The sequence below is a fragment of the Roseovarius sp. MS2 genome (genome assembly GCF_051447875.1).
GTDB classification, from domain to species: domain Bacteria; phylum Pseudomonadota; class Alphaproteobacteria; order Rhodobacterales; family Rhodobacteraceae; genus Roseovarius; species Roseovarius mucosus_A.
Genome location: NZ_JBKHVF010000001.1, coordinates 3,589,269 through 3,615,405 on the forward strand (window position 1 = coordinate 3,589,269; position 26,137 = coordinate 3,615,405).

Genomic DNA, 26,137 nt, shown 5'->3' on the forward strand with positions numbered 1-26,137 from the left:
GGGGCCGTCCGGGCATGTCCACCGCAAGAAAAAGGCCCGCGCAGCGCACGGGCCTCTTACTGTCGGTCAAGTTCCGCCTCAGCGGCCCTCAAGCCTCCATTACATCGCCGTCATCAGAGCTTTCGGTCATGTGAAAATCAAGCCCATGCGAGGCACGAATCTTGTCCTCGATCTCAATCGCCATGGCCGGATTGTCGCGCAGAAACCCCTTGGTGTTTTCGCGCCCCTGTCCAATTCGCTGGTCGCCATAGCTATACCAACTGCCGGATTTCTCGACCACGCCCGCCTTGACGCCAATGTCGATCAACTCGCCAGTCTTGCTGATCCCTTCCCCAAACATGATGTCGAACTCCACCTGCTTGAAGGGGGGCGCCACCTTGTTCTTGACCACTTTGACGCGGGTTGTGTTGCCAACCACCTCGTCCCGATCCTTGATCGAGCCGATGCGCCGAATATCGAGGCGCACGGAACTGTAGAATTTCAGGGCATTCCCACCGGTCGTGGTCTCGGGGCTGCCAAACATGACACCGATTTTCATGCGAATCTGATTGATGAAAATCACCGTGCAATTCGTGCGGCTAATCGAGCCGGTCAATTTGCGCATTGCTTGGCTCATCAGGCGGGCATGCACGCCCACGCTGCTATCACCCATTTCCCCCTCAAGCTCCGACTTGGGCGTAAGGGCGGCGACGGAATCGACCACGATCATGCTCACTGCGCCCGAGCGCACCAGCGTATCGACAATCTCGAGCGCCTGTTCGCCAGTATCGGGCTGCGAGATCAGCAATTCATCCAGATCAACACCCAGCTTCCGCGCATAGACCGGGTCGAGCGCGTGTTCGGCATCGACAAAGGCGCAAACCCCGCCCTTCTTTTGTTCTTCGGCCACGCAATGCAGTGTCAGCGTGGTCTTGCCAGAGCTTTCGGGGCCATAAATCTCAACGATCCGGCCTTTGGGAATTCCGCCAATACCCAGAGCGATGTCGAGCCCGAGCGAGCCGGTCGACGTGGCCTCGATATCCTTTACGGCGTTGTCGCCGCCCAGCTTCATGATCGAGCCTTTACCGAACTGCCGTTCGATCTGCGCCAGCGCGCTGTCGAGCGCCTTTTGCTTGTCCGCGTTCCGCTTGTTATCCATCGAGAGAAGATCTGCCGTTGCCATTTGTTCGGTCCCTTATTCCACACCCTGTCACGGGCGGCAATCATTGCCTGCGTTCACCTCTTGTTCTCATCTCTATGCGGACAAAATGTGAACATTTCAAGAAAATTCTGATGCCCCCACTTTCGGCGCGCAAGATTAACAAGTAGTTTACACAAGCCGAAACCGATGAAATTTCCCTGCGAGAGGCGCAAATGCTGGTGTTTTCCAAGGCGCGGCTGGTGCTCTTGTCGGTCCCCAAGACCGGCAGCACCGCCTATGAGACCGCCCTCGCCCCCCATGCCGCGATTGCCGTCTCGGCCCCGCCCGAGCTCAAACATGCGCCAGTGTTTCGCTACAACCGATTCTTTCGACCGATGATCGAGCGCTTCTTTGACGGCCCGTTTGATATCGTTGCCGTGATGCGTGAACCGCGCGACTGGCTTGGGAGTTGGTATCGCTACCGCCAGCGCCCGGAACTTGCAGGCCACGCCAACAGCACCCAAGGGCTCAGCTTTGATGATTTCGTGAGCGCCTATTGCACCGGCGAGCCACCAGCTTACGCCCGGGTCGGCAGTCAGGCCAAGTTTCTAGAGCCCCAACGCAGCGGGGCCCAGGTTACCCATCTTTTCCGTTACGAGGATCAGCCGGGGTTGCGCAGCTTTCTCGCGGCTCGGCTTGGCGTGGCGGTCGACCCTGCCCCGCTCAACCGCTCCCCCGCCCTGCCCCTCAGCCTCTCGCCCCGGATCGAGACCCGGTTGCGGCGCAAATATGCCGAGGATTTCACGCTCTGGTCCGGGATCGGCGCAGGCGGTGCCTATACGCCCCAACCCGCCCGAGCAAAGCCCGAGCCAGACGCGCAGACCTGATCGCCCGCGCCCTCGCAAGCCTTGCCCTTACCTCAACTGGCGCTGCACCGTCTCTGTCAATTCATTGAGCGAAAACGGCTTGGGCAGGAAAACCGATTGCGGAATGCATGCCTGCCGGTCGCCAAAGGTCTCTTCGGCATAGCCCGACATGAACACCACCCGTGCCGCAGGGCGTGTCGCCAGCGCCCGCCGCACCCAGCCGGGCCCGTCGATCCCCGGCATGACCACATCGGTCACAAACACATCAACCTGAAGATCCGGATCCTCGAGGATTTCCAGAGCCTCTTCTGCCGATTCAGCCTCGAGCACGGTAAAGCCGCGCAATTGCAGCGCCCGGCTGGCAAAGGCGCGCACAGGGGCCTCGTCTTCCACCAGCAGTACAACGCCACAGCCGCGCGTTTCCGATACCGCCAGGCGGGGCACCTCGCGCACGCTCTGCGGCTCGCCCAAATAGGCCGGAAACAGCAACTGAAAACAGGTGCCCTCGCCCAGAGTACTATCCACAAAGATGAAACCGCCAGTCTGTTTTACAATGCCATAGGCTGTCGAGAGACCAAGGCCCGTGCCCTCACCCGTGCGCTTGGTGGTAAAGAAGGGCTCGAACACTTTTTGCAATTTGTCCGGTGCGATCCCCGCTCCTGCATCGATCACCTGCACCGAAACATACCGCCCCGGCTGGACCACGGCCCGATCCCGACACAGTGCCTCGGTCAAGGTCAGGTTATGGGTAACAATCCGAATTTCCCCACCCGCTGGCATGGCGTCGCGCGAGTTCACCACAAGGTTCATCAGCACCTGTTCCAGCTGCCGCTTATCGGCACGAATTGCGGCCAGCGTTGGATCGTGGCTGAGCGAGAGCGAAATCTTCTCTCCCACCAGCCGGTTTAGCAAATGCGTGAGATCTGCAAGCGTGTCGCGCAGGTCAATCACCTCGGGGCGCAACGTCTGTTTTCGCGAATAGGCCAGCAATTGGCTGACCAGCGCCGCCGCGCGATTGGCATTCTGGTTGATCTGCATGAGATCACCGTAGTCGGGATCACCCTGATCGTGGCGCAAGAGCAAGAGGTCGCAATGCCCTGAAATCGCCGTCAAAAGGTTGTTGAAATCATGCGCAACCCCTCCTGCAAGCTGCCCGATGGCCTGCATTTTCTGGCTTTGGACAAATTGCGCCTCCAATGTCTTGAGCTCGGTGGCATCGCTCAGCACCGCGATCAAAACCGGCTCGTCCCCCTCCATTGTACGGTTCAGCGTGACCTGCACGAAAACCTCGCGATCCTGGCGGCGTACGCGCAGAAACTCGGCATGCACCGTGCCACGCCCCGCTGCCGCATCCCCTAGCCAATCCGTGATCGACCGGCCCAGACCCTCAAGCGTATCCCCCAAACTCAAGGCCGTCACACTTTCAACACCCAGCAATTCGCGGGCAGGCCGGTTTGACAGCTGGATCAGCCCCCGTGCCGACACCTTCAACAGAGGGACCGGCAGCGCATCGAAAAACGCCCAGCCATCCGGCGCGCGTGCGCCGCCCTCGACCCCCGGCAAAAGAAACATCTCACGCCGCCCCGCCATCCCCTCGCGCACCACCACAAGGCAGGGCATGGGGCCATCCGGGGTCGCGATGTCATTGACCGCACCGGGGCGCAGCGGCGGCGTGACGCACAGCCGGTCCAGCGTCCGTACCCGCTCGCCCACCAGATCCCGCGCCGCCGCATTCATAAAGAGAACCGCGTCGCGACGGCCCAGTGTAAGCATCGGCAGGGCCTGCGCTTCGGCCTCGCGCGGCACATTTTCAGTAGATTTTTCGATCCGCCATAGGAAATGCTCGTCACCGCTCCGATGCACACCGATACGCAGATGCCCGCCCCGCGTCACCAAATCCTCAACCGCCGCCCCTTTGGCCAGCGCGCGCGCCTCCATCCGAAACAGGATAGGTTCGGGATTGGCCAGAACTTCGCGCAGCGCACCCACAAGCGACGTTGCACGATCCGCCGCCAACAGGCGCCGTGCGGCGGCATTGGCATGGATCAGATGGCCCGCGCCCCCGGTCAAAACCAGCGGCACCGGATCCGCCTCCAGCATGTCTTGTGCCAGATGCGCCACCGCCTGCCGCCCTCCCTTGGCCCGCCGGTTGATCCCCCTCGTGACGACCATAACCCAGAGCGCGACACCGCCAAGCGTCGCCGCGACCAACACCAAAAGCCGTTGCCCCTGACCCGGTGGCACAAAGAAGGCCGTAGCCGCAAAAAGCGCCGCCGCCAGCATCAAAAGACCGGCACGCGGCCCAAGCCGCAGCGCCGCTTGCTGAAATTGTCCTCCTGCCTGCGGGATGAACGCCACGCCGTGCCCTCGCTTCACGATTCCTGCACCGTTTTACGGACGAACAGTTAAGCGAGACTTAACGGTGGCCAAATCCACCCGTCAAGGTTGATGGGCTGTTAACGCACTCTCTCTAATTGAGAGAGAAAAAACCCGTCACCCGTTTCCGAAATCGGCCAGTGCTGCATATCGCGCACCGTCCATTCGGGATTTTCACGTGCAAAACGCGCTATAACGTCTTGATTTTCTTCTTTTAAGACAGAGCATGTCGCATAGACCAATCGTCCGGCCGGGGCGACCAACGGCGCGGCCTCTGACAGAATACGCAGCTGCAGCCGCGTCAACTCTTCCAACCGCTCCGGTGTCAACGCCCATTTCGCCTCGGGGGTGCGCCGCCAGGTGCCGCTGCCCGAACAGGGCGCATCGCACAAAACAAGGTCAAATTCCCCCTCGGGCTGCGTAAGAAGGCCCACATCAACCCCGGCTCGCGCCGCCCGAACCGGCAGGTCGCGCATCCGTTGCGGGGCCACATCATGGGCAAAGAACGCGCCAGTCACGCGCGCGGCCAAGGCCAGCACCTTCCCACCGCCACCTGCGCAATAATCCAGAACCCGCGCCCCGTCCGGCAGGTCAAGCGCTTCCATCGCCGCCTGACTGCTACCATCCTGAAGCTCGACCCAGCCCTCGGCATAGCACTGCGATGTTGTAATTTTCCTCTCGCCGTCAATCACTTGCAGCGCATGTCTGGCAATTTCTACCGGCTGTGCCACGATCCCCTCACTGGCCAGCCGCGCCTGCGCCGCCGCGCGCGTGTCACGCCGTGCATTCACCCGAAGCATGATCGGGGCCCGCACGCGCAGAGCCTCAACAGAAGCCTCTGCATTGGCCCCCAAAGACGCCTCAAACCGCTCCCAGAGCCAATCGGGCAAGTCACGCACCGCCGTCGCATCAGCCACAGCCAACACGCGCTCAACCTCCGTAAGCGGCGCGGGCGCATGCCCCTCTCCTGTGAAAACTGTATCTGGATCAATCCCTTGCAGGCGCAAACTGCCCAGCATGAGGGCGCGGCCATCCTCACCGCCGCCCCACGCAGCACAAGACCGCCAACAGCGCAGCACCGAAAACACATGGTCGCGCAACGCTGCGCGATCTTTGGAGCCAGCATAGCGCGCCGTCCGCGCCCAATTGGTCAGCGCCTTTTCCGCAGGCTCGCCCGCGCGAATACGCTCCAACACCTCGATGGCTGCGGCGACGCGCGCGCCGGGCGTCACCGCTTCACCTCAAGAACACCGCAGAACACAATGAAAACCCTAGCCAATCCGATAGTTCGGGCTTTCACGGGTGATCTGCACATCATGCACATGGCTTTCCTTGAGACCCGCACCGGTGATCCGCACGAATTGGCAGTTATGGCGCATCTCTTCGACCGTGGCACAGCCGGTATAGCCCATCGCGGCCCGCAGCCCCCCAACAAGCTGATGGATCACGCTGCCCGCAGCGCCTTTGTAGGGCACCTGGCCCTCGACACCCTCGGGCACCAGCTTGTCACTGGCGGCATCCTTTTGAAAATAGCGATCCGCCGAACCGCGCGCCATGGCCCCAAGGCTCCCCATGCCGCGATAGGCCTTGAACGACCGCCCTTGATAGAGAATGACCTCACCGGGGCTTTCATCGGTGCCCGCCAGCATGCTGCCCACCATGGCACAAGACGCACCCGCCGCAATCGCCTTGGCGAAATCACCCGAAAACTTGATCCCGCCATCGGCGATCACCGGCACGTCGCCAGCGGCGCGCGCGCTGTCCATCACAGCGGTCAGCTGTGGCACGCCCACACCCGCCACCATCCGCGTGGTGCAGATGCTGCCAGGGCCAATCCCCACCTTGACGGCATCAGCCCCGGCCCCGATCAGGGCGCGCGTGGCCTCGGCTGTGGCGACATTGCCCGCCACCACCTGAACGGCATTGGACAGCGCCTTGATCCGCTCGACGGCGCGCGCCACGCCTTCGGAATGGCCATGCGCGGTGTCGATCACCACCATATCGACGCCCGCATCAATCAACGCCTGCGACCGCTCGAACCCGGCATCGCCGACGGTTGACGCCGCCGCCACCCGCAACCGACCCAGATCATCCTTGCAGGCCGTCGGATTAAGCACCGCTTGCTCTGTGTCACGCAGCGTCAAAAGGCCGGTCAACTTGCCCGCCTTGTCTGTCACCAGCAGTTTCTCGATCCGCCGCGCCTTCATCAGGCTCTTGGCCTCGTCGCGATCCGCAGGCTCTTGCAGGATCGCCAGATCATTGCTCGTCATCATCACCCGCACCGGCGTGCGGTCATCCTCGGCAAAGCGCATGTCGCGATTGGTCACAATCCCCACCACGCGCCCGGTCTCATCCACCACCGGAAAGCCGGTGACGTTATAGCGGTCCTGCAACGCCTTGGCATCGGCCAGCGTCTGATCGGGGCTGAGCGTGATGGGATTATAGACGATCCCGCTTTCGAACCGCTTCACGCGGCGCACTTCGCGCGCCTGTTCCTCGATGGTCAGGTTGCGATGGATCACCCCCATGCCACCCGATTGCGCCATGGAAATCGCCATACGCGCCTCGGTCACGGTATCCATGGCCGAGCTTAAAAGTGGAATGTTCAGCGTGATGGATTGCGTCACGCGCGTCCGTGTATCCGCCGTGTTGGGCAGCACACTCGATGCCGCCGGCACCAGCAGAACATCATCAAAGGTGAGGGCCTCGCGAATCTCCATCGCATATCTCCATGGACAGCTCGTTTGGCGCTTCCCTATTGCATGGATAGGCATGAGGTAAAAGGGCGATTCGTCCTTTTATTCCGCAGCGTCCCGCCTCTTGCGCGGCTCGGGCACCGGGTCATGGCCACATTGTCCCCAGGGGTTGCACCGCAGGATACGCCAGCCCGCCAACAGCCCCCCGCGCAACGCGCCATGCTTTTCCAGCGCGTCCAGCGCATACTGGCTGCACGTCGGATGATAGCGGCAATGCCAGCCCACCCAAGGGCTCAGGATCAGCCGATAGGCCCGAATAGGCAGCGCCAGCACATGCGCAAGCGGGCTCATGCCCCCCCCGACAATTTGCGCAGCGCATAAGACAGATCGCGCTTAAGCGCCTCATAGGGGCGCGCGCCGGTCTCTTCCGCCTTGCCGATCAGCACATAGTCCCATCCCGGCAGGCCCTGAGCGGGCAAGAGCTCGCGCGCCAAGGCGCGCAGACGCCGCTTGGCTCGGTTGCGCGCCACGGCATTGCCAACCTTCTTGGAACAGGTAAACCCAACCCGGATTGCCGTATCACCATCGCGCCGGTCACGCCCCTGCACGAGCATTGATCCGGTGCCCTGCCGCCGCGCCCGCGCCGCCGCCAGAAAATCAGCGCGCTTGCGCAGCACCGTCCATTTTTCCGGCACATGCCCTTGCGGCTCAGTGGCTCGCGGTGAACATGACGAAACCGCCGGTGGCGTTATCCCTGCATCACTGCGGGGGGCCTCCGGCGGTGTCATTTTCGTCTCGCTATCGCGCGCGCTTATGCGCAGAGCGACTTGCGGCCCCGTGCACGGCGCGCATTCAGAATCTTGCGGCCAGCTTTGGTTGCCATACGCGCACGGAACCCGTGGCGATGCTTGCGAACGAGGTTCGAGGGTTGAAAGGTGCGTTTCATCGCTCCGTCTCCGACTTATTGGGCCACGCGTCTGAGGAATCGCGCAACGATCATATCTATCCGAAGCCCGTCCTATAGAGCGCCCCTTTTCCCGTGTCAAACCCCGGGCCAGAGATTTGCAACAAAAACATGCTCCAACCGGGCCAATGAATGTTACAAACTCTGCATAACACAGGCCCAACACCGCGTCATCCCATCACCCATGATCACCCCCGCGTGAGGCCACTGGCGCAGGGCACCCGCAGCATGCAACTAGATGTCAGAGGCCCAACCCAAAGCGAGACGATAGCGATCATGGATCACAGTACAGGCAACAGCAAACGGGCAAAGCCCTCCGTCGCACGGCATCTGCCGCTGGCGATCATTCTGATCGTAGCGGTGGTCGGGTTCATCACGCTCCGCGATTATCTCACCTTCGATACGCTGCGCGACAACCGCGAGGCGCTCTTGGCCTATCGCGACGCGAATATCACCCTGATGGCGCTCGCCTTCATCGCAATCTATTTCGTGATCGTGGCCTTTTCGCTTCCCGGCGCGGCGGTGGCTTCGGTCACCGGCGGCTTTCTCTTCGGCCTCGTGCTGGGCACGGGCTTTAACGTGATCGCCGCCTCACTCGGGGCCTTCGCCATCTTTCTTGCGGCCCGCGCCGGGCTGGGCCAAACCCTCGCCGCCAAGCTCGAAACCTCCGATGGCACGCTCAAGCGGCTCAAGGAAGGGCTGCACGAGAACGAGATCAGCGTGCTCTTTCTCATGCGCCTCGTTCCAGCCGTGCCGTTTTTCGTGGCCAATCTCTTGCCCGCTCTGGTCGGCGTGCGCTTTTTCAACTTCGCCTTCACCACCGTGTTGGGCATCATTCCCGGTGCCGTCGTCTTCACTTGGATTGGCGTGGGCTTGGGCGAGGTGTTTGACCGGGGTGGAACCCCCGATCTTTCCCTGCTCTGGGAACCCCAAATCATCGGGCCTATTCTGGGCCTCAGCGCGCTTGCCGCCATGCCGATGATCCTCAAGGCCCTGCGTGGCAAAAAGGAAATCTGAACATGACACGATTGAAGACCGATCTTCTGGTCATCGGGGCCGGCTCCGGCGGCCTGTCGCTGGCCGCTGGCGCAGTGCAAATGGGCGCAAACGTGATCCTGCTCGAAGGGCACAAGATGGGCGGCGACTGCCTCAACTTTGGCTGCGTGCCCTCCAAGGCGCTGATCGCCAGCGGCAAAGCGGCCTATGCCCAGTCGCACGCCGCCCAATTCGGCATCGCGGATCAAAGCCCCAAGGTGGATTACGCTGCCGCCAAGGACCATGTCGCAGATATCATCGCCCAGATCGAACCCGTCGACAGCCAAGAGCGCTTCGAAGGCTTGGGCGTGCGCGTTCTGCGTGACTACGGCGAATTCCTCTCACCGACCGAGGTCAAGGCTGGCGAACACATCATCACCGCCCGTCGCATCGTCATTGCGACCGGCTCATCGCCCTTCGTCCCGCCCATTCCGGGGCTCGACACTGTGCCTTATGAAACCAACGAAACCCTCTTTGATCTGCGCGAACGCCCCGACCATCTGCTCGTTGTGGGCGGCGGCCCGATCGGCATGGAAATGGCGCAGGCGCACCGCCGCTTGGGCTGCGCCGTGACGGTGATCGAGGGGGCCAAGGTGCTCGGCAATGACGATCCCGAAATGGCCGCCGTGGTGATCGACCAATTCCGCGCCGAGGGCATCCAGATCGAAGAAGGGGCCTTGGCCGCCGAAATTCGCGGACAGGCGGGCGCCATCGAGATCGAGGCCAAAGACGGGCGCATTTTCAAAGGCTCTCACCTGCTCATGGCCGTGGGCCGCAAGTCCAACACAGACCGCCTCAATCTCGACGCCGCAGGCATCGAAACCACCAAACGCGGCATCAAGGTCGATGCGTCCATGCGCACCACCAACCGCCGCGTCTATGCCATTGGCGATGTCGCGGGCGGGCTGCAATTCACCCATGTTGCGGGCTATCACGCGGGCCTCATCATCCGTCAGGCGCTCTTGGGCCTGCCCGCGAAGAATCGCACCGATCACATTCCTTGGGCCACCTATACCGATCCCGAACTGGCCCAAGTCGGGCTAACCGAGGCTCAGGCGCGGCAGGAACACGGCGGCAATCTCGAAGTCGTCCGCTTCCATTATTCCCACAACGACCGCGCCATTGCAGACCGCAAAACCGCCGGTCTGATCAAGGTTATGGTGGTGCGCGGCCGCCCCGTCGGTGTCTCTATCGCGGGTGCACAAGCGGGCGAACTCATCAATCTCTGGGCGCTCGTCCTCGCCAACGGGCTCAAGATGAAACACGTGGCCAATATGGTTGCCCCCTACCCCACCATGGGCGAAATCAACAAACGCGCCGCCGGGGCCTATTTCTCGCCCCGCTTGTTTGACAGCGCAGGCGTCAAGCGTATCGTTGGCTTTGTGCAACGCTGGCTACCCTGATCGCAGCCATCCTCGGGAGGGGACATTTTGCTGAATTCGCTTTCCGGGCGCTTCCTGATCCTGACGGCCATTTTCGTGATGCTGGCCGAGATTTTGATCTTTGTCCCCTCCATCGCCCGCTTTCGCGAAGATTACCTGCTGACCCGGCTGGAACGGTCCCAAATCGCCTCGCTCGTGCTTTTGGCCGATGAAGAGGTAACGCCTGACCTCCAAGAAGAACTCTTGCGCAACGCCGAGGTGTTCAACGTCGTGCTGCTGCGCGATGATGCCCGCCAGTTGATCCTGTCCTCCCCCGTGCCCGAACCCGTAGCGCAGACCTTCGACCTGCGCGACGCCCCCGCCATTACCCTGATCCGCGATGCCATGATGCGGCTTGTCACACCCGAGCGCCAGATCATCCGTGTCATCGGCGAGCCGGTGCGCATGGGCGGGATGTTGATCGAGATCACCCTCGATTCCTCCGGCTTGCGCGCAGCGATGATCGACTACGGCCTGCGCATCCTCTGGCTCTCGCTGGTGATTTCCATCTTCACGGCTGTGCTGCTCTTTCTCGCCGTGCGCGTGACCCTCGTCAAACCGATCAAGCGCGTGGTTGCCGCCATGCAGACCTATGCCGCCGCCCCCGAGGATGTGCGCCGCGTGCTGCGCCCCACCGCCCGCGTCAAGGAACTGCGCCAGGCCGAGGAAACCCTGCAATCTCTGCAAACCCAACTCACCGGCGCACTCAAGCAAAAAGAGCATCTCGCCCAGTTGGGCGGGGCCGTGGCCAAGGTCAATCATGACCTGCGCAATATCCTCACCTCCGCCCAGCTTTTCACTGACCGGATCGAGACCAGCGAAGATCCCACCGTCAAACGCCTCGCCCCCAAACTCATCAACGCCCTCACCCGCGCCGTGCATCTGTGCGAAGCCACGCTGGCCTATGGCAAGGCCGAAGAGCCGGGGCCCGTCTTTGCCCGCCTCTATCTCGCGGATGTCGTGGCCGATGTGCTCGACAGCGAGCGTCTCGCCGCAGGCGATGCCGATGTCAGCTTTGCCGAGGATGTGCCCGGCGACCTCGTCGTGCTGGCCGATGCCGAACAGCTCTATCGCATCATCGGCAACCTCGTGCGCAACGCTCGCCAAGCCATCGTCAATAGCGGCCGCCCCGGTGAGATCAGCGTGATGGCCGTTGAGGATGCCGCCGAATGGATGATCCGCGTTGCGGACACCGGCCCAGGCCTGCCCCGACGGGCGCGCGAACATCTCTTCAAACCCTTTCAGGGCGGCACCACCAAGGGCGGCAGCGGCCTTGGCCTGACCATCGCCGCCGAACTGGTGCGCGGCCATGGCGGCACGCTCATTCTCGAACGCAGCGACGCCACGGGCACCGCCTTCTGTATCACCCTGCCCAAGGGAAATTTCGGCGCGACGTCATAATTTCTTCCAAAACGCCCTTGCATTGCCCGACGTCAGAGTCTAATTGCTGCCCTCACGGACCGATAGCTCAGCTGGATAGAGTACTTGACTACGAATCAAGGGGTCGGGGGTTCGAATCCTCCTCGGTCCGCCATTTATCCCCTTGATCCAGCTGAAATTCTTCTAACAATCTGATCTGCCCGCTGGCCCAGAAATCTGGGTCGTTTGCCCCGGCGTGTCGATGCACGATGCGGTGCTTTGCCGCCCCTCTGCGCGCAAAACACCCCTCACGCCCCTGCCCCAGCCGCCCCTCGCAAACCACCCATCAAAACGAAACAATCCCGGCTCTTAACCGGGATTGTCCACGTTTTGATAACAATCAGGCCCGCCGTTCAGCGCACCAGCAATTGCGCCTCATGCCGCTTGAGCGAGCGCCGCGCCGCCTGATAGGCTTCGATCCCCTCGACTGCGCGCAACTCCGGGAAGAGGTCATAGATCTCGTCCCGCTGTGCCGCGCCCATGCCGTCCAGAACCTGCTCACCGGGTTGGAAACTCTCGGTCCAGGTGCCGTTCGACAGAACCACCTCATGCTGGTCGCACATAAAGTGGATATAGGTCGCTGCGCGTGTCTCGACTTGGCTCACACCCTCGATCCCGATCAGGTGCTTGGCCGCGGCCAACACCTCACGCTCTTCGAAATAGAGCGCGGCACGATCCGAATTGAGCAGGATGCGGTGCTGCGGGCTCAAAAGCATGTCCCGCTCCGGCAAACCATGCCCCAGCGAACCGGCACGGATCAGGATTGGGCGCAGATGCGGCGAGCGCGCCAATTCGTCCCCGCTCAGCCCCCGCTGACCGATCCAACGGATCTCTTGCAGACCGTTGTCGCGGGTGATCACCTTGTCTCCAACCTTCAACTCTTCCACCAGCTTTTCGCCACGCGGCGTGGCAATCGCCGTGCCGGGGGTAAAGCAAGGAATAAGGTTCTCGATCTCGCCGAACACCAAAGATCCGGTAACCGTCCCATCACGATCCTGGAAGTTGACCGTGCCCGAGGTCGAATCGCCGTCCGGGTCCGTTGTTTGCCCGACAATCTCGAACCGACCCAGACCGCGCAGGTCGAGCGTGTCAAAATCGTCGCCGCCGGTGCCACCATCAATTGTGTCACCCGCGCCAACATCGACGAACACATCGCGGTCATCGAGGCCAACAAGACGATCTGCACCCAAACCACCGCTGATCGTGTCATTGCCGGCACCGCCGGTGATCGTGTCATCCCCCTGACCACCAATCAAAGAGTCGTTGCCGTCAGCGCCCACGATGAAATCGTTGTCAATGCCACCGTCGATCACATCATCCCCGGCACCGCCGAGAATTGTGTCATCATCGTCCTGACCAAAGATCGTGTCATTGCCATCGCCACCGTCGATCAGGTCCCGGCCATTGCCCGGCTCCGGATCGGTCGCATCGGGAATATTGATCGAGTCGGGAAAGCCTTCTTCAAGCCCGCCAAAGATCACATCGTCCCCGGCACCGCCGTTGATCGTGTCAGACCCTTCGCCACCGATCAGCGTGTCATTGTCGTCATCGCCGTCGATCACATCGGCATCAATGCCCCCGTCGATCAAATCCGCCCCGGCCCCGCCGGAAATCGTATCCGCATCGTCGCCTGTGGTGATCACATCGTCGCCATCACCGCCAAACACCAGATCGCGGTCATTCTCGGGATCAAGATCGGCCGGCACCGTGGTGCCGAAACCAAGATCAGGCAAAGGCAACGTCGACGTAGAGGTGCCGGAATCAATGGTGTCATTGCCCGCGCCGCCGTCAATCGTATCAGAGCCATCCTCGCCAAAGATCAGATCAGCCCCGTCAGCCCCGTCAACCTGATCATCGCCAACCCCGGCAAAGACCACGTCATCCCCGGCACCCGCCCGGATGCTGTCATCATTCGGCGCAGCCCCCGGCAAAAGCGCGTCATCGTTATCAACGAAATCGCCGTCCGGATCGCCTGCATAGCCCAGATCAATCAGATCGTCTCCAGCAGTGCCATCCACAATCCCGTCACGGGTGGGCGGCGGCGGCGGCGGGGCGATGCCCACCGTGACTGTCACGGTGGCCGTATCGGTGCCACCATTGCCATCCGAAATCGTGTAATCAAACGTATCCGTGCCGCTGAACCCGGCGTTCGGCGTATAGGTCACGGTGCCGTCGCCATTGACCGTGGTGGTGCCATTGGCCCCATCCGTGGCTCCTGTCACCGACAGCGGGTCGAAATCCGCATCGGTATCATTGGCCAGAACCGGAATCGTAACCTCTGTTTCAAATCCTGTTGTGACACCGTCGTCATTGACAGCATCCGGCACGGTATTGTCGGGCCGGATCAGGTTTTCGATCTCGGCAAAGGTCATGTCGCCGGTCACAGCCCCATCGCTGCCCAGAAATTCGACCCGACCAGAGGTCGAATTGCCATCCGGATCAACCGTCTCATCCACAACGCGCAGGGGGCCTGCACCGCGCAGATCAAGCGTGTCATTGTCCACGCCCGTGCTGCCGCCATCCACCACATCGCCCGCCGTGCCGCCGATGATCAAGTCTTCGTCAGCCCCGCCAGAGATATTGTCCGCACCGGCACCGCCCGACAGAACGTCGTTCCCGGCCTCACCCAAGAGCGTATCGTCACCCTCGCCGCCAACCAGCGTATCGTCGCCCGGCAATCCGGCATCGACCACGCCGCCCGTCAGCCCGAAATACACATCCGTGACATTCAGACCATCCGACGTGCCATCGGCATCAGAATACCGGATCACAAGCTGCGATACCGGTCCCGCAATCGACACCGTAAGACTATGCGCCGGGCCATCATCGGTGCCCGACCCCGCACCCATCGCTTGCTCCGCGCTCAGCACCGTCACGGCAGAGCCGCCGACAAGGGTCACGGGGATCAGGTTATCCGCCGCGTCAAAGGCAAAGATCTGCACATTCTCTGTGCCATCAAGGTCATTGATATTGAACGAAACATTCGAAACTTCGGACGAGAATTCAAGCTTGAGATCGGTCGATCCCGGCGCTGCCAGATCCGCCGACAGCGAACTGCCCCCATCAGCCACGGTGCCATCCGTGACAACCCCTGTCACATTCTGCGGATTGTCAGCAAAGGTGGTATCATCGGTCACGGTGCTGGTCAGCACCGAAAAGGTCACATCGACAGAGCCGGAATTCTGCGTAAACGCTGTGATTGGATCGCCCGCATCGATCGGATCGGCACCATTGGGATCGGGCGCCTCGCTCCACTGGAACACTTCCCGCGCACCCGCCGTCGCATCGGGCGTGTCGCCCACCAACAGATCATTGCCCGCGCCGCCCTCGACCGAGTCGCTTCCCGATCCGGCAAATACCGTATCGTTACCAGCACCCGCTAGAATGGTGTCATCGCCGCCAAATCCGTCCACGACGTCATCGTTAGACCCGTCGGGCGCATCATTTGCATCAATCCGATCCCCCTCGGGATCGCCCGCGTAGGCAATATCAATTCTATTTCCGGAATTGTCGCCGTCGACTCTGTTAATTGCCATGTTCCATCTCCCGTGCCTCACCGACACATGCTTGCGACCCTGTTCAAAACGCCTGCATCGATCCCGATTCAACGGAACAAGAGCGACCGGCACAGAACCAAAGGGAAGGAATGCCCAACGGCATTACACAACGGGACGAAACAGCCCAAAACTTCCAATAACAGCGATCATTCAAGAGTCGGGGATTGCGGCAGCTTTCCACGAAACATCGCGTTGGTTTTGTGCGGTCGCCCCCGCGACCTACAGACATGACCCCCCAGATGGGCTGTCCAGACATTATCCTTTTGAATAGTCTGGCCCAAGTGGAATCTGGCGCAAACGTGCCGAAAATACGCCTCTTAGGTTAATTTTGGCCTTGTTATCGCCACAAATCCCTCTCCCAAGACACGCCAACTGTTTCTGTCTCTGGGCAGGGATTCATCAAAAATTACGCGAAATTAAAGCAAAACGCTCGGATTTCAGCACGACTCACACGCATAGCGTGTGTTTGTTTCGGATCCCATGACATATCCGCGCAAACACGGGCTTCAGGGCGCCTCTGTGTTTAAAAAAAGGCAGAGCGGAAAATTCGGCAACAATGCACCACACAAAACGTCTCTGTTGCCAGATTGGAAACACGACTCTCCAAAGATAGCCGCGAATCTCTGAATAGCTGTGGATAACATCCCCGGCCACATCCGCATGACCGGCCTAAGCCTGCCGCCGTCTTGATCACATTTTGGGAAATGGTGCCCCCACACGGACTCGAACCGCGGACCTACTGATTACAAATCAGTTGCTCTACCAGCTGAGCTATAGGGGCTTGCGCGCCTGATTAGCCAAGCCTTTCCACCTCTGCAAGCAGAAATCGCGTGCTCAGGGCGTGATAACTTGAACGCCCTGCATGCGTTGGATCGTATACAGGTCCTCGTCATAGAGTTCCGTCAGTTTGGCCACCAGCGCATCGGTCCAGCCCGGCGCATCCAATTCTTCTTCGATCGCCGCCTCATCGGCGAACTTGTCAAGAAAGGCCGCCACCACCCGCCTCTTCTGCACCTCGGTCAGGCCGGGATGCGACGCCAGATAGCCGCGAAACCTCTCACGCCCCGCCGGGGTCATGATCTCTTCGATCAGGCTGAATTCCCCTTCAAATGCGACCGTCGGATCAATGCCCGCCATTTCCCGCACAACCTGGCTCCAGATCAGCGGCGTATCTTCGTTGCACCACACCGTCACTGGAATATCCGGATGATGCCGCAGCACCCGCGTGATCAACTCGGACCAGCGCAGATGCGCTGCATCATGGCCCCGCAACAGCGCCTCCACCGTGTCAAAGTCGGTCTCTTTCAGAAGAGGCGGCAGGAACGTCGCCGGATTGACCACCCCGATAAACAGTTCCAGATGATCATCCGGAAACAACTGCCGAAACAGGTTCAACCGATGTTCGGCCGCGCCATACAATACGCCCCCATTCACCGCCATCTTGGGCGTGCCGAAAAACCCCGGATTGGACAGGACCAGCCGATCGACAGCCCCCTCGTTGCTGATCGCATCCACCAAAACATCACGCGCATCCGGGGCAAGCCCCGAGTCCTGCGCGTGGTGCAATACATCGCGCACCAAACGGCGATAGCGCTGCGGATCGGGAACATTGGTTCCGTGACGCGCCAGCATCTCGCGATTGGCGGACAGGCAGTTGATCAGCCTGTCCTCGTCAGTGTGATGGGCGCCTGCGTGAATGACAACCTGCATCCGTTTTCCGGTCTCTTGGATCATTGCCCCTCACTATACGGTCTTTGCGCCCGAGTGAAACAGCAATTGCCATGCCATCTGGACAACTGAACCGATCAGTTTATCCTTGATCCTATCCCTGTCACAAAGGCCACCCATGCAACTCACCGTCAACGGCACCGCACATTCTCTTGAGGATCTCGAACCCGAGATGCCGCTCCTCTGGGCGCTGCGCGATGTTCTGGGCCTCACCGGGCCGAAATATGGCTGCGGCATCGCCCAATGCGGTGCCTGCACCGTCCATATCGACGGCGTGGCCACCCGCTCTTGTCAGGTGGCGGTGGGCGATGTCTGGGGGCCTGTGACCACGATCGAGGGGCTGGGCACCCCCAACGCGCCGCATCCCGTGCAGGCCGCATGGATCGCGCATCAGGTGGCGCAATGCGGCTATTGCCAGTCCGGCCAGATCATGCAGGCCGCAAGCCTCCTGAGTGAAACCCCCGATCCCACCGATACCGAGATTGACGACGCACTCTCCGGCAATCTCTGCCGCTGTGGCACCTATCCGCGTATCCGCGAGGCGGTCAAAACCGCCGCGCGCACGCTCAAGGGGGCATGACTCATGGGTCGCGCCAAAACCATCGCCCGCCGCACATTCCTGATCGGCTCCGCCGCGATTGCGGGTGGAGTGGCCTTCGGTGTCTGGCGGTACAAGACGCCCTATGCCAATCCGCTCTTGACCGATTTGCCCGAGGGGGCGACGGCCCTCACCCCCTATGTGCTGATCACCTCGGACGCGATCACCCTCATCACCCCCCGCGCCGACAAGGGGCAAGGGGCGGTATCCCTCCAGGCGGCCCTGATCGCCGAAGAACTCGATGTGGATCTGGACCAGATCAAAACCGATCCCGGCCCCCCCAGCCCCGCCTATTACAACACCGCCCTGTCGGGCGATGCCGTGCCCTTCCGCGCCACCGACGATAGCTGGCTTGCCGAAACCGTGCGCGGCCTTGCCGACGCGCCGATGAAATTTCTGGGCATGCAGATCACCGGCGGGTCCACCACTGTGCCTGATAGTTACGACAAACTGCGCCACGCCGGGGCCGTCGCGCGCGAAACGCTCAAAGCCACCGCCGCGCGGCTGCATAACATCTCCGTAACCGATTTACGCACCGACCGTGGCGCGGTGATCCTGCCCGATGGCACCGGTCTCAGCTACCAAAGCCTTGCCGCCGAGGCCGCAAACACCGATCCCGTAACCGATGTCACCCTGCGCGCGCCCTCCGAATGGCGCCTGATCGGCCAACCGATGCAACGGATCGACATCGTCGCCAAATCCACCGGCACGCAAAGCTACGGCATCGACGTCACCCTCCCAGACATGGCCCATGCCGCCCTCCGCCTCAACCCTGCTATGGGCGGCGCACGCCTTAGCCATGATGCCACCCCCGCCCTCGCAATGCGCGGCGTGATCAAGGTCGTGGCCCTGCCCGAAGGCGTCGCCGTCATCGCCGACAACACTTGGCGGGCAATGCAGGCGGTCGCCGCCATCCCCGTCGAATGGGGCCCCGCCCCCATCCCGCCCGAGATGGACGCCCATTGGCAGGCCCTCTCCGACAGTTTCACCCCCGACCGCCAAGACAGCCAATTCCGCGACGCGGGCGATGTGGAAACCGCCCTCTCAGAGGGCCCCGATCTTGAGGTCGAATACCGCGCGCCCTACCTCGCCCACGCCCCGCTTGAGCCGCTGAACGCGACCGTGCTCTACACACCCGACCGGGTCGATATCTGGACCGGCACCCAAGTGCCGCGCTTTGTACAAAATAACGTAGCAAAGCTTACAAACCTTACGCCTGACGCAATCCACGTTCACGCCCTGATGATCGGCGGCAGCTTTGGCCACCGCCTCGAAGACGAGGTGACGCGCCACGCCACCCGCATCGCCATGGAACTGCCCGGCAGGCCCGTGAAACTCACCTATTCCCGTGAAGAGGATATGACCCACGACTTTCCCCGCCAGATCGCTATGGCGCGCGGGCGCGGGCGCGTCGCCAATGGTCAGGTCGCGGCCTATGATCTGGGCATCGCCATGCCCTCGGTTCTCGCCTCGCAAATGGGCCGCCAAGGCATCCCCGCCCCCGGTCCAGACCTGCAAATCGTGGCCGGAGCATGGGATCAACCCTTTGATATTCCTCACTACCGTGTCACCGGATACCGTGCGCCCGAATTGGCCCCGATCTCGTCTTGGCGCTCGGTCGGGGCCTCGTCCAACGGGTTTTTTCACGACAGCCTGCTTGACGAATTGATCCACGCCGCCGGGGCCGATCCCTTGGCCGAGCGCCTGCGCCTCTGCAATCACGCCCCCTCGCGGCAGGTGCTCGAGGCGGTGGGCGAGATGTCGAACTGGGGCAGCCCGCTTGCCACAAATCAAGGGCGTGGCGTGGCCTTCTGCCTCTCCTTCGGTGTGCCCTGCGCGCAAGTCGTCGAGGTCACAAACACCGAAAACGGCCTGCGCCTAGACCACGTCTTCGTCGCCGCCGATGTGGGCCGCATCCTAGATCCCATCAACTTTGAAGGGCTGGTCAAAGGCGGTGTGCTCTTTGGTCTGGGCCATGCGATGCACGGTCAGATCACCTATGCCGGTGGCGCAGCAGAGCAGATGAATTTCGATACATTTCAATCGCTTCGCCTCAATCAATGCCCTGAAATCACCGTGCGCGGGCTGGAAAACGGCCCCAAGATCAAGGGCATCGGAGAGCCACCCGTGCCCCCCGCAGCCCCCGCGCTGGCCAATGCGATCTTTGCCGCCACGGGGCAACGCCTGCGTGAAATGCCCTTTGAGAAATTCGTCAAATTCCTCTGACCGCCCCTTGCCCCCGCCCGCGCCCGGTGCTTGAAGAGGCGCCATGCCGATCCACGCAACCACCCTCCTCCTGCTGACGTGCTCTGCTCTTTCGGGCTTTGTGGGCCAAGCCATTGGCCTGCCTCTGCCCTTCCTGTTGGGTCCGTTGGCGATCTCTGCCCTGATCGCCACCGCCCTGCCCGAACGCTTGCCCTGTGGCTACCGCTTTCCCCAAAAACTGCGCCTGATGTTCATCGCCATCATCGGCCTGATGATCGGGGCCCAAGTCACACCTGCCCTATTCACCGAGGCCCATCACTACGCGCTAACCTTTGGCGCTGTCACACTTTTCGTCGTTCTGGCCCATACCATGGGCTATACGATCTTTCGGCATCTCGGCGGCTATGACCCCACCACCGCCTTTTATGCCAGCACCCCCGGCGGGCTTTATGAAAGCATCGAACTGGGCGAGGCAGCAGGTGCCGACGTGACCCGCCTGATGATGCAGCAATTCCTGCGCATCATCGTGGTGGTGACGGCCCTGCCCCTTGGCCTCTCGCTCTGGCTTGGGGCCCCTGTGGGCAGCTCGGCGGGCATGACCATGGCCCGCCCGGATGTGCCCTGGTCAGACCTGCCGTTGATCGTGCTGGCGGGGCTGGGGGGATTGGGGCTGGGCCATCTGCTGCGCCTGCCAGCGGGGCAGATGACCGGGCCGATGGCCCTTGCCGCAGCCCTGTCACTTAGCGGCTGGCTCAGCTTTGACATCCCCCAATGGCTTGTAAATATGGCACAAATCGTGCCTGGAACAGCGCTGGGCATGCGCTTTACCGGGCTCAGCCGTGGCCTCTTGCTGCGCGGAACGGCGCTGGCCTTGGCGGCGATCGGGTCCATGTTGGCCTTGGGTGTGGTGCTGGCCGTTACGCTGCACGAGATGACAGGCGAGGCGGTCGATGTGCTCCTCATCACGCTCGCCCCCGGCGGTGTCACCGAAATGGCGCTGGTGGCGCTCAGCCTTCAGGCAAATCCGGCCTTCGTGACGATCCACCATATCTACCGCATCGTGCTGACCGTGCTGACGCTGGGGGTCATCACCCGCCTGCGACAGCGCAAAGGGTAAGCGAAGGGCTCGAGTATTTGTACCAAGAAGAGGCCCAAGACAGTCTTTGACAGGACAGGTCGCAGGCAGTATTTGAACATATGTTCATTTAAAACAAACGAGGGCACCATGCGCATAGAGGATACAGCCGCGATCATCACCGGTGGGGCCTCGGGGTTGGGCGAGGCGACCGCGCGGCATTTCCGCACCATGGGCGCTCAGGTGACGCTGCTCGACCGCGATGCAGAGCGTGGCGCGGCCATTGCCGCCGACATTGGCGCATATTTCGTCGAAACCGATGTGACAGATGAGGCATCAGTCGCCGCCGCCATCGCAGCAGCCACAACCGCCATGGGACGGATCACCGCCGCAATCAACTGCGCAGGCATCGCCACCGGCGCCAAGGTGCTGGGCCGCGATGGCCCCCACCCGCTCGATCTCTTTCGTCGCACGCTCGACATTAACCTTGTGGGCTCGTTCAACGTGGCACGGCTGGCCGCGGCGCAAATGGCGCTGAACACGCCCGACGCAGATGGCGCACGCGGCGTGATCATCAACACCGCCTCCATCGCCGCCTTTGACGGGCAAAAGGGCCAGGCCGCCTATGCCGCCTCCAAGGGGGGTATTGTTGGCCTCTCGCTGCCCATGGCGCGCGATCTGGCGCGCGAAGGCATCCGTGTTATGGCCATTGCCCCCGGCATCTTTGCGACGCCGATGCTGCGCGGATTGCCACAAGAGGTGCAGGACAGTCTGGCGGCTGAGGTGACATTTCCCAAACGCTTGGGTGATCCGGCAGAATATGCCCGGCTTGCCGCCTTCATCATCGACTGCGGCTATCTCAACGGCGAGGTGATCCGCCTCGATGGCGCGCTGCGGATGCAGTAACGCTCAGCCCTCTGCGCGCTCCGCCAAGGCCAGCCATTCCTCTTCCGCCTGGGCCAGAGCGCTCTGACGGGTGGTCAGCGCCTCGGTGGCTTTCTTGAACTTGACCGGCTCGCGGGTAAAAAGCGCGGCATCCGAAAGCAGATCTTCGAGCTTGCCAATCTCGGCGGCAAGCCGTGCCATCACGGCGGGCAGCTCCTCCAATCGGTGCTTTTCCGTAAAGCTGAGCCGCGTGACAGCGGCCTTGGATTGCTTCAACTCCGGTGCCTTGGTGTCTGTTTTATTGGCCTTTTTATCCGCCTCCATGGCGGCATCCGCGCCCCGCTGCGCGCGGTAATCCGACCAGCCCCCGGCATAGGTGGTGGCCCGGCCATCCCCCTCCATCGCGATGGTCGTGGTCGCCACACGGTCGAGAAAATCACGGTCATGGCTGACCAAAAGGACGGTGCCGTCGAAATCATCCAGCAACTCTTGCAAGAGGTCCAGCGTCTCGATGTCGAGATCGTTGGTCGGCTCGTCCAGCACCAACAGATTGCTTTCGCGCGCCATCAGCTTGGCCAGCAAAAGCCGGGCCTTCTCGCCCCCTGACAGCGATTTGACCGGCGCACGCGCCTGCCGCTCGTCAAACAGGAAATCCTTGAGATAGGCCACCACATGCCGGGGCTGCCCGCGCACCAGCACCTGATCCGCCTGCCCAGAGACGCGCATATCGGCATCCCCTGTCAGGCTCTCCCAGAGGGTCATCTCGGGGTCAAGCTGCGCTCGTGCCTGATCGAACACCGCCGGCACCAGATTTGTGCCATGGGTCACGGCACCGCTGTCGGGCTCGATCTCTTTGAGCAGCATCTTGAGCAATGTCGTCTTGCCTACCCCATTGGGGCCGACAAAGGCCACGCGATCCCCACGCAGGATCTTGATGCTGAACTTCTGCAAGATGAGCTTGTCACCGTAAGCCTTTGAAATATCAACGGCCTCGATCACTTTGCGGCCCGACGTTGGCCCCGAATCAAACGCCATGGCCGCCGTGCCCTGACGCCGGATCTGGCTGCTACGCTCGGCGCGCAATTCGGCCAAGGCGCGCACCCGACCCTGATTGCGCTTGCGCCGCGCACTGATGCCTTCGACCGCCCACCGCGCCTCGGACTTGATCTTGCGATCCAGCTTGTGGCGCTGCTGATCCTCATCATCCCAAACCTTGTCGCGCCAAGCCTCGAAATTCTCGAACCCTTTTTCCTGTCGCCGCGTCATTCCCCTGTCAATCCAGAGGGTTGCGCGCGTCAGTTCACGCAAAAACGCACGGTCATGGCTGATCAGAACAAAGCCCTTGCGCGTCTCGCGCAGCTCATTTTCCAACCAGGCAATCGCCTCGATATCAAGATGGTTGGTCGGCTCGTCGAGCAGCATCAGATCCGGGGCCTCGGCCATCAGCTTGGCCAGAGCCGCGCGCCGCCGCTCGCCCCCCGACGCCGTGCTGACCGGGCGCGCAGGATCAAATTTCAGTCCCTCACCCGCCATCTCAACGCGGTAGGCCTCAGCCGGGTCCAACAGGCTTGCGGCATAGTCGCCGAGCGTGGTGAACCCGACCATATCGGGCTCTTGTTCCATATAGCCCACGCTGATCCCCGGCGTCACAACCCGAAGCCCGCGATCTGGCTCGACCAGACCGGCCATCACCTTCATCAGCGTCGATTTTCCCGACCCGTTGCGCCCCACAAGCGCCACCCGGTCGCCGGGTTGCACCACTAGCGAGAGGTCATGAAACACAGGCTCACCCCCAAAGGTAAGCGAAATGTCGGTGAGCTGTAAAAGAGGTGCGCGTGCCATGGGCGCGGGCTATCCTGCCGCCTCGCCAGCGTCAAGGGACCTCAACCGGCAAGCGCGCGCAGCAGCCGCTTGCGCGTCGCCGGAATGGCCCCGATCTCGACACCGGTGAACACATGCAAGGTGTTCAGATGCCGGTCGATCACCGCATGATCGCTGACCCATCCGCCCATCATCAAATAGGTGCGCAAGAGGGGCGGCATATGCCGCATCGCCAGCTTCAGGTCGGGTTTGTGTCGCCGCAGCCGCTCTGCAAAGCGGAACACGGCCGGGGCCTTGACCTGCGGCCACCAGCGTCGCGGCGCAAGATGCCGTTCACGCAACATGGCAAATGCATCCAGATAGGTCTCGGTCTTGGTGCCATGAAAGGACGAACAGCCAAACAGCATCTCAACGCCATTGTCATCGACAAACCGCGTCATAGCGGCCCATGCCACCCTCAAGATATCGGGATCAAGCTGCCCCGGTGCGATACAGAACCGCCCCATCTCGGCCATTTTGCCTTCGAATCCCGCAAGCGCTGACAAGTCATAGAATTGCGCCGAATAGCTCTGCGCAATCTCGGCCCCGCCATTCAGCATCAACATCCGAAAGCAACACACCAACGCGCCGCTGCCCGTCTCTTCAATCAGAACATGCGTGCAGATATCATCGAAACGGTCGCAATCCAGCCCATCGGCTTCGCCCAGAAAGGCCCGTGCGCGCAACCGCTGTGCAGCAACCCGATCCTCGGGCGTGGTGCCGATCCGTGCCTGATACCGCTGATTGCCAAGCCCTGCCATGCCGCGACCTCGTCTGCGCTGAGCGACCCTAGTCCCGGTCGCTCTAGCACGCAAGCTGTGACAGCGGCATGACCCGGCCTAGTTGCCGAACCCTTCGACAGGGTTGATATTGCCGATATTGCTCAGGAGCTGACGCAAGAAGCCGTTGCTGACCACCGAAGAATCGGTCACGCGCCGCGCAAGTGGGACAACCTGACCATCTTCAAGCCCGAATTCCTCGATATTGGCGATCGTGTCATTGTCATTGAAGGAAATCGCCAGAACGCGGCGCTCCACCACCTGAGGGCGGAACATGCCATATTCCCGCACCCGGCTGCGCACATAATAATAATCGCCATCCGCCAGCACCCCCGAGAGCGATGGCGGCCCGATCACATCATCCACAGTGGCGCGGCTATCCACGCCCACCACGAGGTTTTGCAGATCTTCTTCGGGTGGAACATAACCGTGATTGCGATAGGTGGCAGCGCAGCCCGTTACGACCATCAGACAGCACAGCGCCAAGGCGCTGATCACTCGGTTTCGGATCGCTGTCATTTCTGCCCTCTTGTATCGGCCTGCTTCGGCTTTTATCCCGTTTACAGCAAGGTGATGCAATGGTTCAAGAAAGGAAGCGAGGGGAAAGATGTCACAACACCCGCAAAACACCCGAGCGATCCGCGTGGCCGACCTTTCGGCGCGCCGTCCCGTGACCTTCGATATCGCCCCCGACGCCGCAGAGATGGCCCGCATCGCAAGCGATCTTGGGGTGCTGGGTCTGCGCAAGCTGCGCCTGCGCGGCACGCTTACGGCTGAGGGGCGCGCCGACTGGCTCTTGCAGGCCGATCTGGGTGCCACCGTCTCGCAGCCCTGTGTCGTCACGCTTGAACCTGTGCAGACCCGCATCGACGAGTCGGTGATGCGCCGCTTTTCCCCCGACGCGCGGCTTGACGCCCCGGATCCGGGCGCCGAGATCGAGATGCCCGAGGATGACACACTCGAACCGCTGGGCACGGAAATCGACCTTGCGCGCGTGATGATCGAGGCGCTGAGCCTCGCCCTGCCCCCCTATCCCCGCAAGGATGGGGCCGAACTCGGCCAACTGACCGTGGCCGAAGAGGGCGTGACCCCGATGCAGGACGAAGAAACCAAACCATTCGCTGCCCTTTCGGGCTTGCGCGACAAGCTGGGCAAGCCCGACACGGAATGATCCCACCGCACGCCAAGAATCGCTTGCCCCGGCATTAAATCTCTGTATTTTCCCGCTCTCACCGGAATTTGGGGTTGAACCGGCGGCTCGTAACATACTAAGAGCCGCGAACACCCGTGAAACAGGGCCAGATCGGCCCACAGGAATTGAGGTTGCGACATGGCCGTCCAACAGAACAAAGTATCGAAATCGCGCCGCAACAATCGCCGCGCCCATGACGCGCTGGTTGCAGGCAACCCGAACGAGTGCACCAACTGCGGCGAACTGAAGCGCCCGCATCACGTGTGCTCGGCGTGTGGACACTATGCCGACCGTGAGGTCGTGGCATTGGTGGAAGAAATCGACCTGGAAGACGACGCGGCCTGAACCCGCAATAGGCGAT

Annotated in this window: 22 protein-coding genes and 2 tRNA genes; 11 read left to right on the forward strand and 13 right to left on the reverse strand. The window is 61.8% G+C overall.

Annotated features, from left to right (window positions below):
- Positions 1 to 88: 88 nt before the first annotated feature.
- The gene (gene recA, locus ACLGGT_RS17595; RefSeq protein WP_008281025.1) at positions 89 to 1,162 is read right to left on the reverse strand and encodes a recombinase RecA; all 1,074 of its coding nucleotides are present in this window, start codon (positions 1,160 to 1,162) and stop codon (positions 89 to 91) included.
- Between the two features lie 191 nt (positions 1,163 to 1,353).
- Here recA and ACLGGT_RS17600 point away from each other — a divergent pair, with 191 nt between their 5' ends.
- Complete coding sequence (locus tag ACLGGT_RS17600; protein WP_081506192.1) at positions 1,354 to 2,007, forward strand: gamma-glutamyl kinase; 654 nt, start codon at positions 1,354 to 1,356, stop codon at positions 2,005 to 2,007.
- A 27-nt stretch (positions 2,008 to 2,034) separates the two neighbouring features.
- Here ACLGGT_RS17600 and ACLGGT_RS17605 read toward each other — a convergent pair whose 3' ends face one another.
- From ACLGGT_RS17605 to rpmH, 6 genes are all read right to left on the reverse strand, one after another.
- Entirely contained in the window at positions 2,035 to 4,269 is a 2,235-nt protein-coding gene (locus ACLGGT_RS17605; RefSeq protein ID WP_437197429.1) for an ATP-binding protein, read from the reverse strand.
- Between the two features lie 173 nt (positions 4,270 to 4,442).
- Positions 4,443 to 5,594: an RsmB/NOP family class I SAM-dependent RNA methyltransferase gene (locus ACLGGT_RS17610; protein ID WP_437197043.1), complete on the reverse strand. Its 1,152-nt coding sequence runs from the start codon at positions 5,592 to 5,594 to the stop codon at positions 4,443 to 4,445.
- 39 nt (positions 5,595 to 5,633) lie between these two features.
- The gene (gene guaB, locus ACLGGT_RS17615) at positions 5,634 to 7,082 is read right to left on the reverse strand and encodes an IMP dehydrogenase (protein WP_008281029.1); all 1,449 of its coding nucleotides are present in this window, start codon (positions 7,080 to 7,082) and stop codon (positions 5,634 to 5,636) included.
- A gap of 78 nt (positions 7,083 to 7,160) precedes the next feature.
- On the reverse strand, positions 7,161 to 7,409 hold the full coding sequence (gene yidD / locus ACLGGT_RS17620; RefSeq protein ID WP_008281030.1) for a membrane protein insertion efficiency factor YidD: 249 nt from the start codon (positions 7,407 to 7,409) through the stop codon (positions 7,161 to 7,163).
- Positions 7,406 to 7,846, reverse strand: coding sequence for a ribonuclease P protein component (gene rnpA / locus ACLGGT_RS17625; RefSeq protein ID WP_081506196.1), 441 nt, complete (start codon positions 7,844 to 7,846; stop codon positions 7,406 to 7,408). Before rnpA ends, yidD begins: the two co-directional genes overlap by 4 nt.
- Positions 7,847 to 7,869: 23 nt before the next feature.
- Positions 7,870 to 8,004, reverse strand: coding sequence for a 50S ribosomal protein L34 (gene rpmH, locus ACLGGT_RS17630; RefSeq protein WP_008281032.1), 135 nt, complete (start codon positions 8,002 to 8,004; stop codon positions 7,870 to 7,872).
- A 294-nt stretch (positions 8,005 to 8,298) separates the two neighbouring features.
- Here rpmH and ACLGGT_RS17635 point away from each other — a divergent pair, with 294 nt between their 5' ends.
- The 4 genes from ACLGGT_RS17635 to ACLGGT_RS17650 all read left to right on the forward strand — a co-directional run bounded on the left by ACLGGT_RS17635 (position 8,299) and on the right by ACLGGT_RS17650 (position 12,012).
- Positions 8,299 to 9,039: a TVP38/TMEM64 family protein gene (locus ACLGGT_RS17635; protein WP_081506197.1), complete on the forward strand. Its 741-nt coding sequence runs from the start codon at positions 8,299 to 8,301 to the stop codon at positions 9,037 to 9,039.
- Positions 9,040 to 9,041: 2 nt separating this feature from the next.
- On the forward strand, positions 9,042 to 10,460 hold the full coding sequence (locus tag ACLGGT_RS17640; protein WP_219434425.1) for a dihydrolipoyl dehydrogenase family protein: 1,419 nt from the start codon (positions 9,042 to 9,044) through the stop codon (positions 10,458 to 10,460).
- Between the two features lie 27 nt (positions 10,461 to 10,487).
- Positions 10,488 to 11,879, forward strand: coding sequence for a sensor histidine kinase (locus ACLGGT_RS17645; protein ID WP_437197046.1), 1,392 nt, complete (start codon positions 10,488 to 10,490; stop codon positions 11,877 to 11,879).
- A gap of 56 nt (positions 11,880 to 11,935) precedes the next feature.
- Positions 11,936 to 12,012, forward strand: a tRNA-Arg gene (locus ACLGGT_RS17650).
- A gap of 238 nt (positions 12,013 to 12,250) precedes the next feature.
- On the opposite strand, the gene ACLGGT_RS17655 is transcribed toward ACLGGT_RS17650, so the two are convergent.
- The 3 genes from ACLGGT_RS17655 to ACLGGT_RS17665 form a co-directional block, all read right to left on the reverse strand.
- On the reverse strand, positions 12,251 to 15,433 hold the full coding sequence (locus ACLGGT_RS17655) for a Hint domain-containing protein (protein ID WP_437197047.1): 3,183 nt from the start codon (positions 15,431 to 15,433) through the stop codon (positions 12,251 to 12,253).
- 726 nt (positions 15,434 to 16,159) lie between these two features.
- Positions 16,160 to 16,235: transfer RNA gene (locus ACLGGT_RS17660), tRNA-Thr, on the reverse strand.
- Between the two features lie 53 nt (positions 16,236 to 16,288).
- Positions 16,289 to 17,188: a hypothetical protein gene (locus ACLGGT_RS17665; RefSeq protein ID WP_081506204.1), complete on the reverse strand. Its 900-nt coding sequence runs from the start codon at positions 17,186 to 17,188 to the stop codon at positions 16,289 to 16,291.
- A gap of 112 nt (positions 17,189 to 17,300) precedes the next feature.
- Between ACLGGT_RS17665 and ACLGGT_RS17670 the strand changes: the two genes are divergently transcribed.
- The 4 genes from ACLGGT_RS17670 to ACLGGT_RS17685 all read left to right on the forward strand — a co-directional run bounded on the left by ACLGGT_RS17670 (position 17,301) and on the right by ACLGGT_RS17685 (position 21,966).
- A complete protein-coding gene (locus ACLGGT_RS17670; protein ID WP_151979407.1) occupies positions 17,301 to 17,762 on the forward strand; it encodes a (2Fe-2S)-binding protein in 462 nt (153 codons plus the stop codon).
- Between the two features lie 3 nt (positions 17,763 to 17,765).
- Positions 17,766 to 20,006: a xanthine dehydrogenase family protein molybdopterin-binding subunit gene (locus ACLGGT_RS17675; protein WP_437197049.1), complete on the forward strand. Its 2,241-nt coding sequence runs from the start codon at positions 17,766 to 17,768 to the stop codon at positions 20,004 to 20,006.
- Between the two features lie 43 nt (positions 20,007 to 20,049).
- On the forward strand, positions 20,050 to 21,102 hold the full coding sequence (locus ACLGGT_RS17680; protein WP_437197051.1) for an AbrB family transcriptional regulator: 1,053 nt from the start codon (positions 20,050 to 20,052) through the stop codon (positions 21,100 to 21,102).
- A gap of 108 nt (positions 21,103 to 21,210) precedes the next feature.
- Positions 21,211 to 21,966 carry an SDR family NAD(P)-dependent oxidoreductase gene (locus ACLGGT_RS17685; RefSeq protein WP_375553561.1) on the forward strand — a complete coding sequence of 252 codons (756 nt, stop codon included), beginning with the start codon at positions 21,211 to 21,213 and terminating at the stop codon, positions 21,964 to 21,966.
- A gap of 3 nt (positions 21,967 to 21,969) precedes the next feature.
- Here ACLGGT_RS17685 and ACLGGT_RS17690 read toward each other — a convergent pair whose 3' ends face one another.
- The 3 genes from ACLGGT_RS17690 to ACLGGT_RS17700 form a co-directional block, all read right to left on the reverse strand.
- Complete coding sequence (locus ACLGGT_RS17690) at positions 21,970 to 23,787, reverse strand: ABC-F family ATP-binding cassette domain-containing protein (RefSeq protein ID WP_437197053.1); 1,818 nt, start codon at positions 23,785 to 23,787, stop codon at positions 21,970 to 21,972.
- A gap of 41 nt (positions 23,788 to 23,828) precedes the next feature.
- Positions 23,829 to 24,566, reverse strand: coding sequence for a GNAT family N-acetyltransferase (locus ACLGGT_RS17695; RefSeq protein WP_437197054.1), 738 nt, complete (start codon positions 24,564 to 24,566; stop codon positions 23,829 to 23,831).
- A 78-nt stretch (positions 24,567 to 24,644) separates the two neighbouring features.
- Complete coding sequence (locus ACLGGT_RS17700) at positions 24,645 to 25,103, reverse strand: outer membrane protein assembly factor BamE (protein WP_037297655.1); 459 nt, start codon at positions 25,101 to 25,103, stop codon at positions 24,645 to 24,647.
- 88 nt (positions 25,104 to 25,191) lie between these two features.
- Between ACLGGT_RS17700 and ACLGGT_RS17705 the strand changes: the two genes are divergently transcribed.
- Positions 25,192 to 25,755, forward strand: a complete 564-nt coding sequence (locus ACLGGT_RS17705; RefSeq protein WP_437197055.1) for a YceD family protein — start codon at positions 25,192 to 25,194, stop codon at positions 25,753 to 25,755.
- A 159-nt stretch (positions 25,756 to 25,914) separates the two neighbouring features.
- On the forward strand, positions 25,915 to 26,121 hold the full coding sequence (gene rpmF / locus ACLGGT_RS17710) for a 50S ribosomal protein L32 (protein ID WP_008281050.1): 207 nt from the start codon (positions 25,915 to 25,917) through the stop codon (positions 26,119 to 26,121).
- Positions 26,122 to 26,137 lie beyond the last annotated feature (16 nt).

What these genes read in the sequence shown, in the direction of transcription:
- ACLGGT_RS17635 (WP_081506197.1), top strand. Translation starts at nt 8,299, where the DNA reads ATGGATCACAGTACAGGCAACAGCAAACGGGCAAAGCCCTCCGTCGCA.
- ACLGGT_RS17640 (WP_219434425.1), top strand. Translation starts at nt 9,042, where the DNA reads ATGACACGATTGAAGACCGATCTTCTGGTCATCGGGGCCGGCTCCGGC.
- ACLGGT_RS17690 (WP_437197053.1), bottom strand. Translation starts at nt 23,787, where the DNA reads ATGGCACGCGCACCTCTTTTACAGCTCACCGACATTTCGCTTACCTTT.
- ACLGGT_RS17655 (WP_437197047.1), bottom strand. Translation starts at nt 15,433, where the DNA reads ATGGCAATTAACAGAGTCGACGGCGACAATTCCGGAAATAGAATTGAT.
- ACLGGT_RS17680 (WP_437197051.1), top strand. Translation starts at nt 20,050, where the DNA reads ATGCCGATCCACGCAACCACCCTCCTCCTGCTGACGTGCTCTGCTCTT.
- recA (WP_008281025.1), bottom strand. Translation starts at nt 1,162, where the DNA reads ATGGCAACGGCAGATCTTCTCTCGATGGATAACAAGCGGAACGCGGAC.
- ACLGGT_RS17605 (WP_437197429.1), bottom strand. Translation starts at nt 4,269, where the DNA reads ATGCTGGCGGCGGCGCTTTTTGCGGCTACGGCCTTCTTTGTGCCACCG.
- ACLGGT_RS17705 (WP_437197055.1), top strand. Translation starts at nt 25,192, where the DNA reads ATGTCACAACACCCGCAAAACACCCGAGCGATCCGCGTGGCCGACCTT.
- ACLGGT_RS17670 (WP_151979407.1), top strand. Translation starts at nt 17,301, where the DNA reads ATGCAACTCACCGTCAACGGCACCGCACATTCTCTTGAGGATCTCGAA.
- rnpA (WP_081506196.1), bottom strand. Translation starts at nt 7,846, where the DNA reads ATGACACCGCCGGAGGCCCCCCGCAGTGATGCAGGGATAACGCCACCG.
- ACLGGT_RS17695 (WP_437197054.1), bottom strand. Translation starts at nt 24,566, where the DNA reads ATGGCAGGGCTTGGCAATCAGCGGTATCAGGCACGGATCGGCACCACG.
- yidD (WP_008281030.1), bottom strand. Translation starts at nt 7,409, where the DNA reads ATGAGCCCGCTTGCGCATGTGCTGGCGCTGCCTATTCGGGCCTATCGG.
- ACLGGT_RS17675 (WP_437197049.1), top strand. Translation starts at nt 17,766, where the DNA reads ATGGGTCGCGCCAAAACCATCGCCCGCCGCACATTCCTGATCGGCTCC.
- guaB (WP_008281029.1), bottom strand. Translation starts at nt 7,082, where the DNA reads ATGGAGATTCGCGAGGCCCTCACCTTTGATGATGTTCTGCTGGTGCCG.
- rpmF (WP_008281050.1), top strand. Translation starts at nt 25,915, where the DNA reads ATGGCCGTCCAACAGAACAAAGTATCGAAATCGCGCCGCAACAATCGC.
- rpmH (WP_008281032.1), bottom strand. Translation starts at nt 8,004, where the DNA reads ATGAAACGCACCTTTCAACCCTCGAACCTCGTTCGCAAGCATCGCCAC.
- ACLGGT_RS17665 (WP_081506204.1), bottom strand. Translation starts at nt 17,188, where the DNA reads ATGATCCAAGAGACCGGAAAACGGATGCAGGTTGTCATTCACGCAGGC.
- ACLGGT_RS17600 (WP_081506192.1), top strand. Translation starts at nt 1,354, where the DNA reads ATGCTGGTGTTTTCCAAGGCGCGGCTGGTGCTCTTGTCGGTCCCCAAG.
- ACLGGT_RS17700 (WP_037297655.1), bottom strand. Translation starts at nt 25,103, where the DNA reads ATGACAGCGATCCGAAACCGAGTGATCAGCGCCTTGGCGCTGTGCTGT.
- ACLGGT_RS17685 (WP_375553561.1), top strand. Translation starts at nt 21,211, where the DNA reads ATGCGCATAGAGGATACAGCCGCGATCATCACCGGTGGGGCCTCGGGG.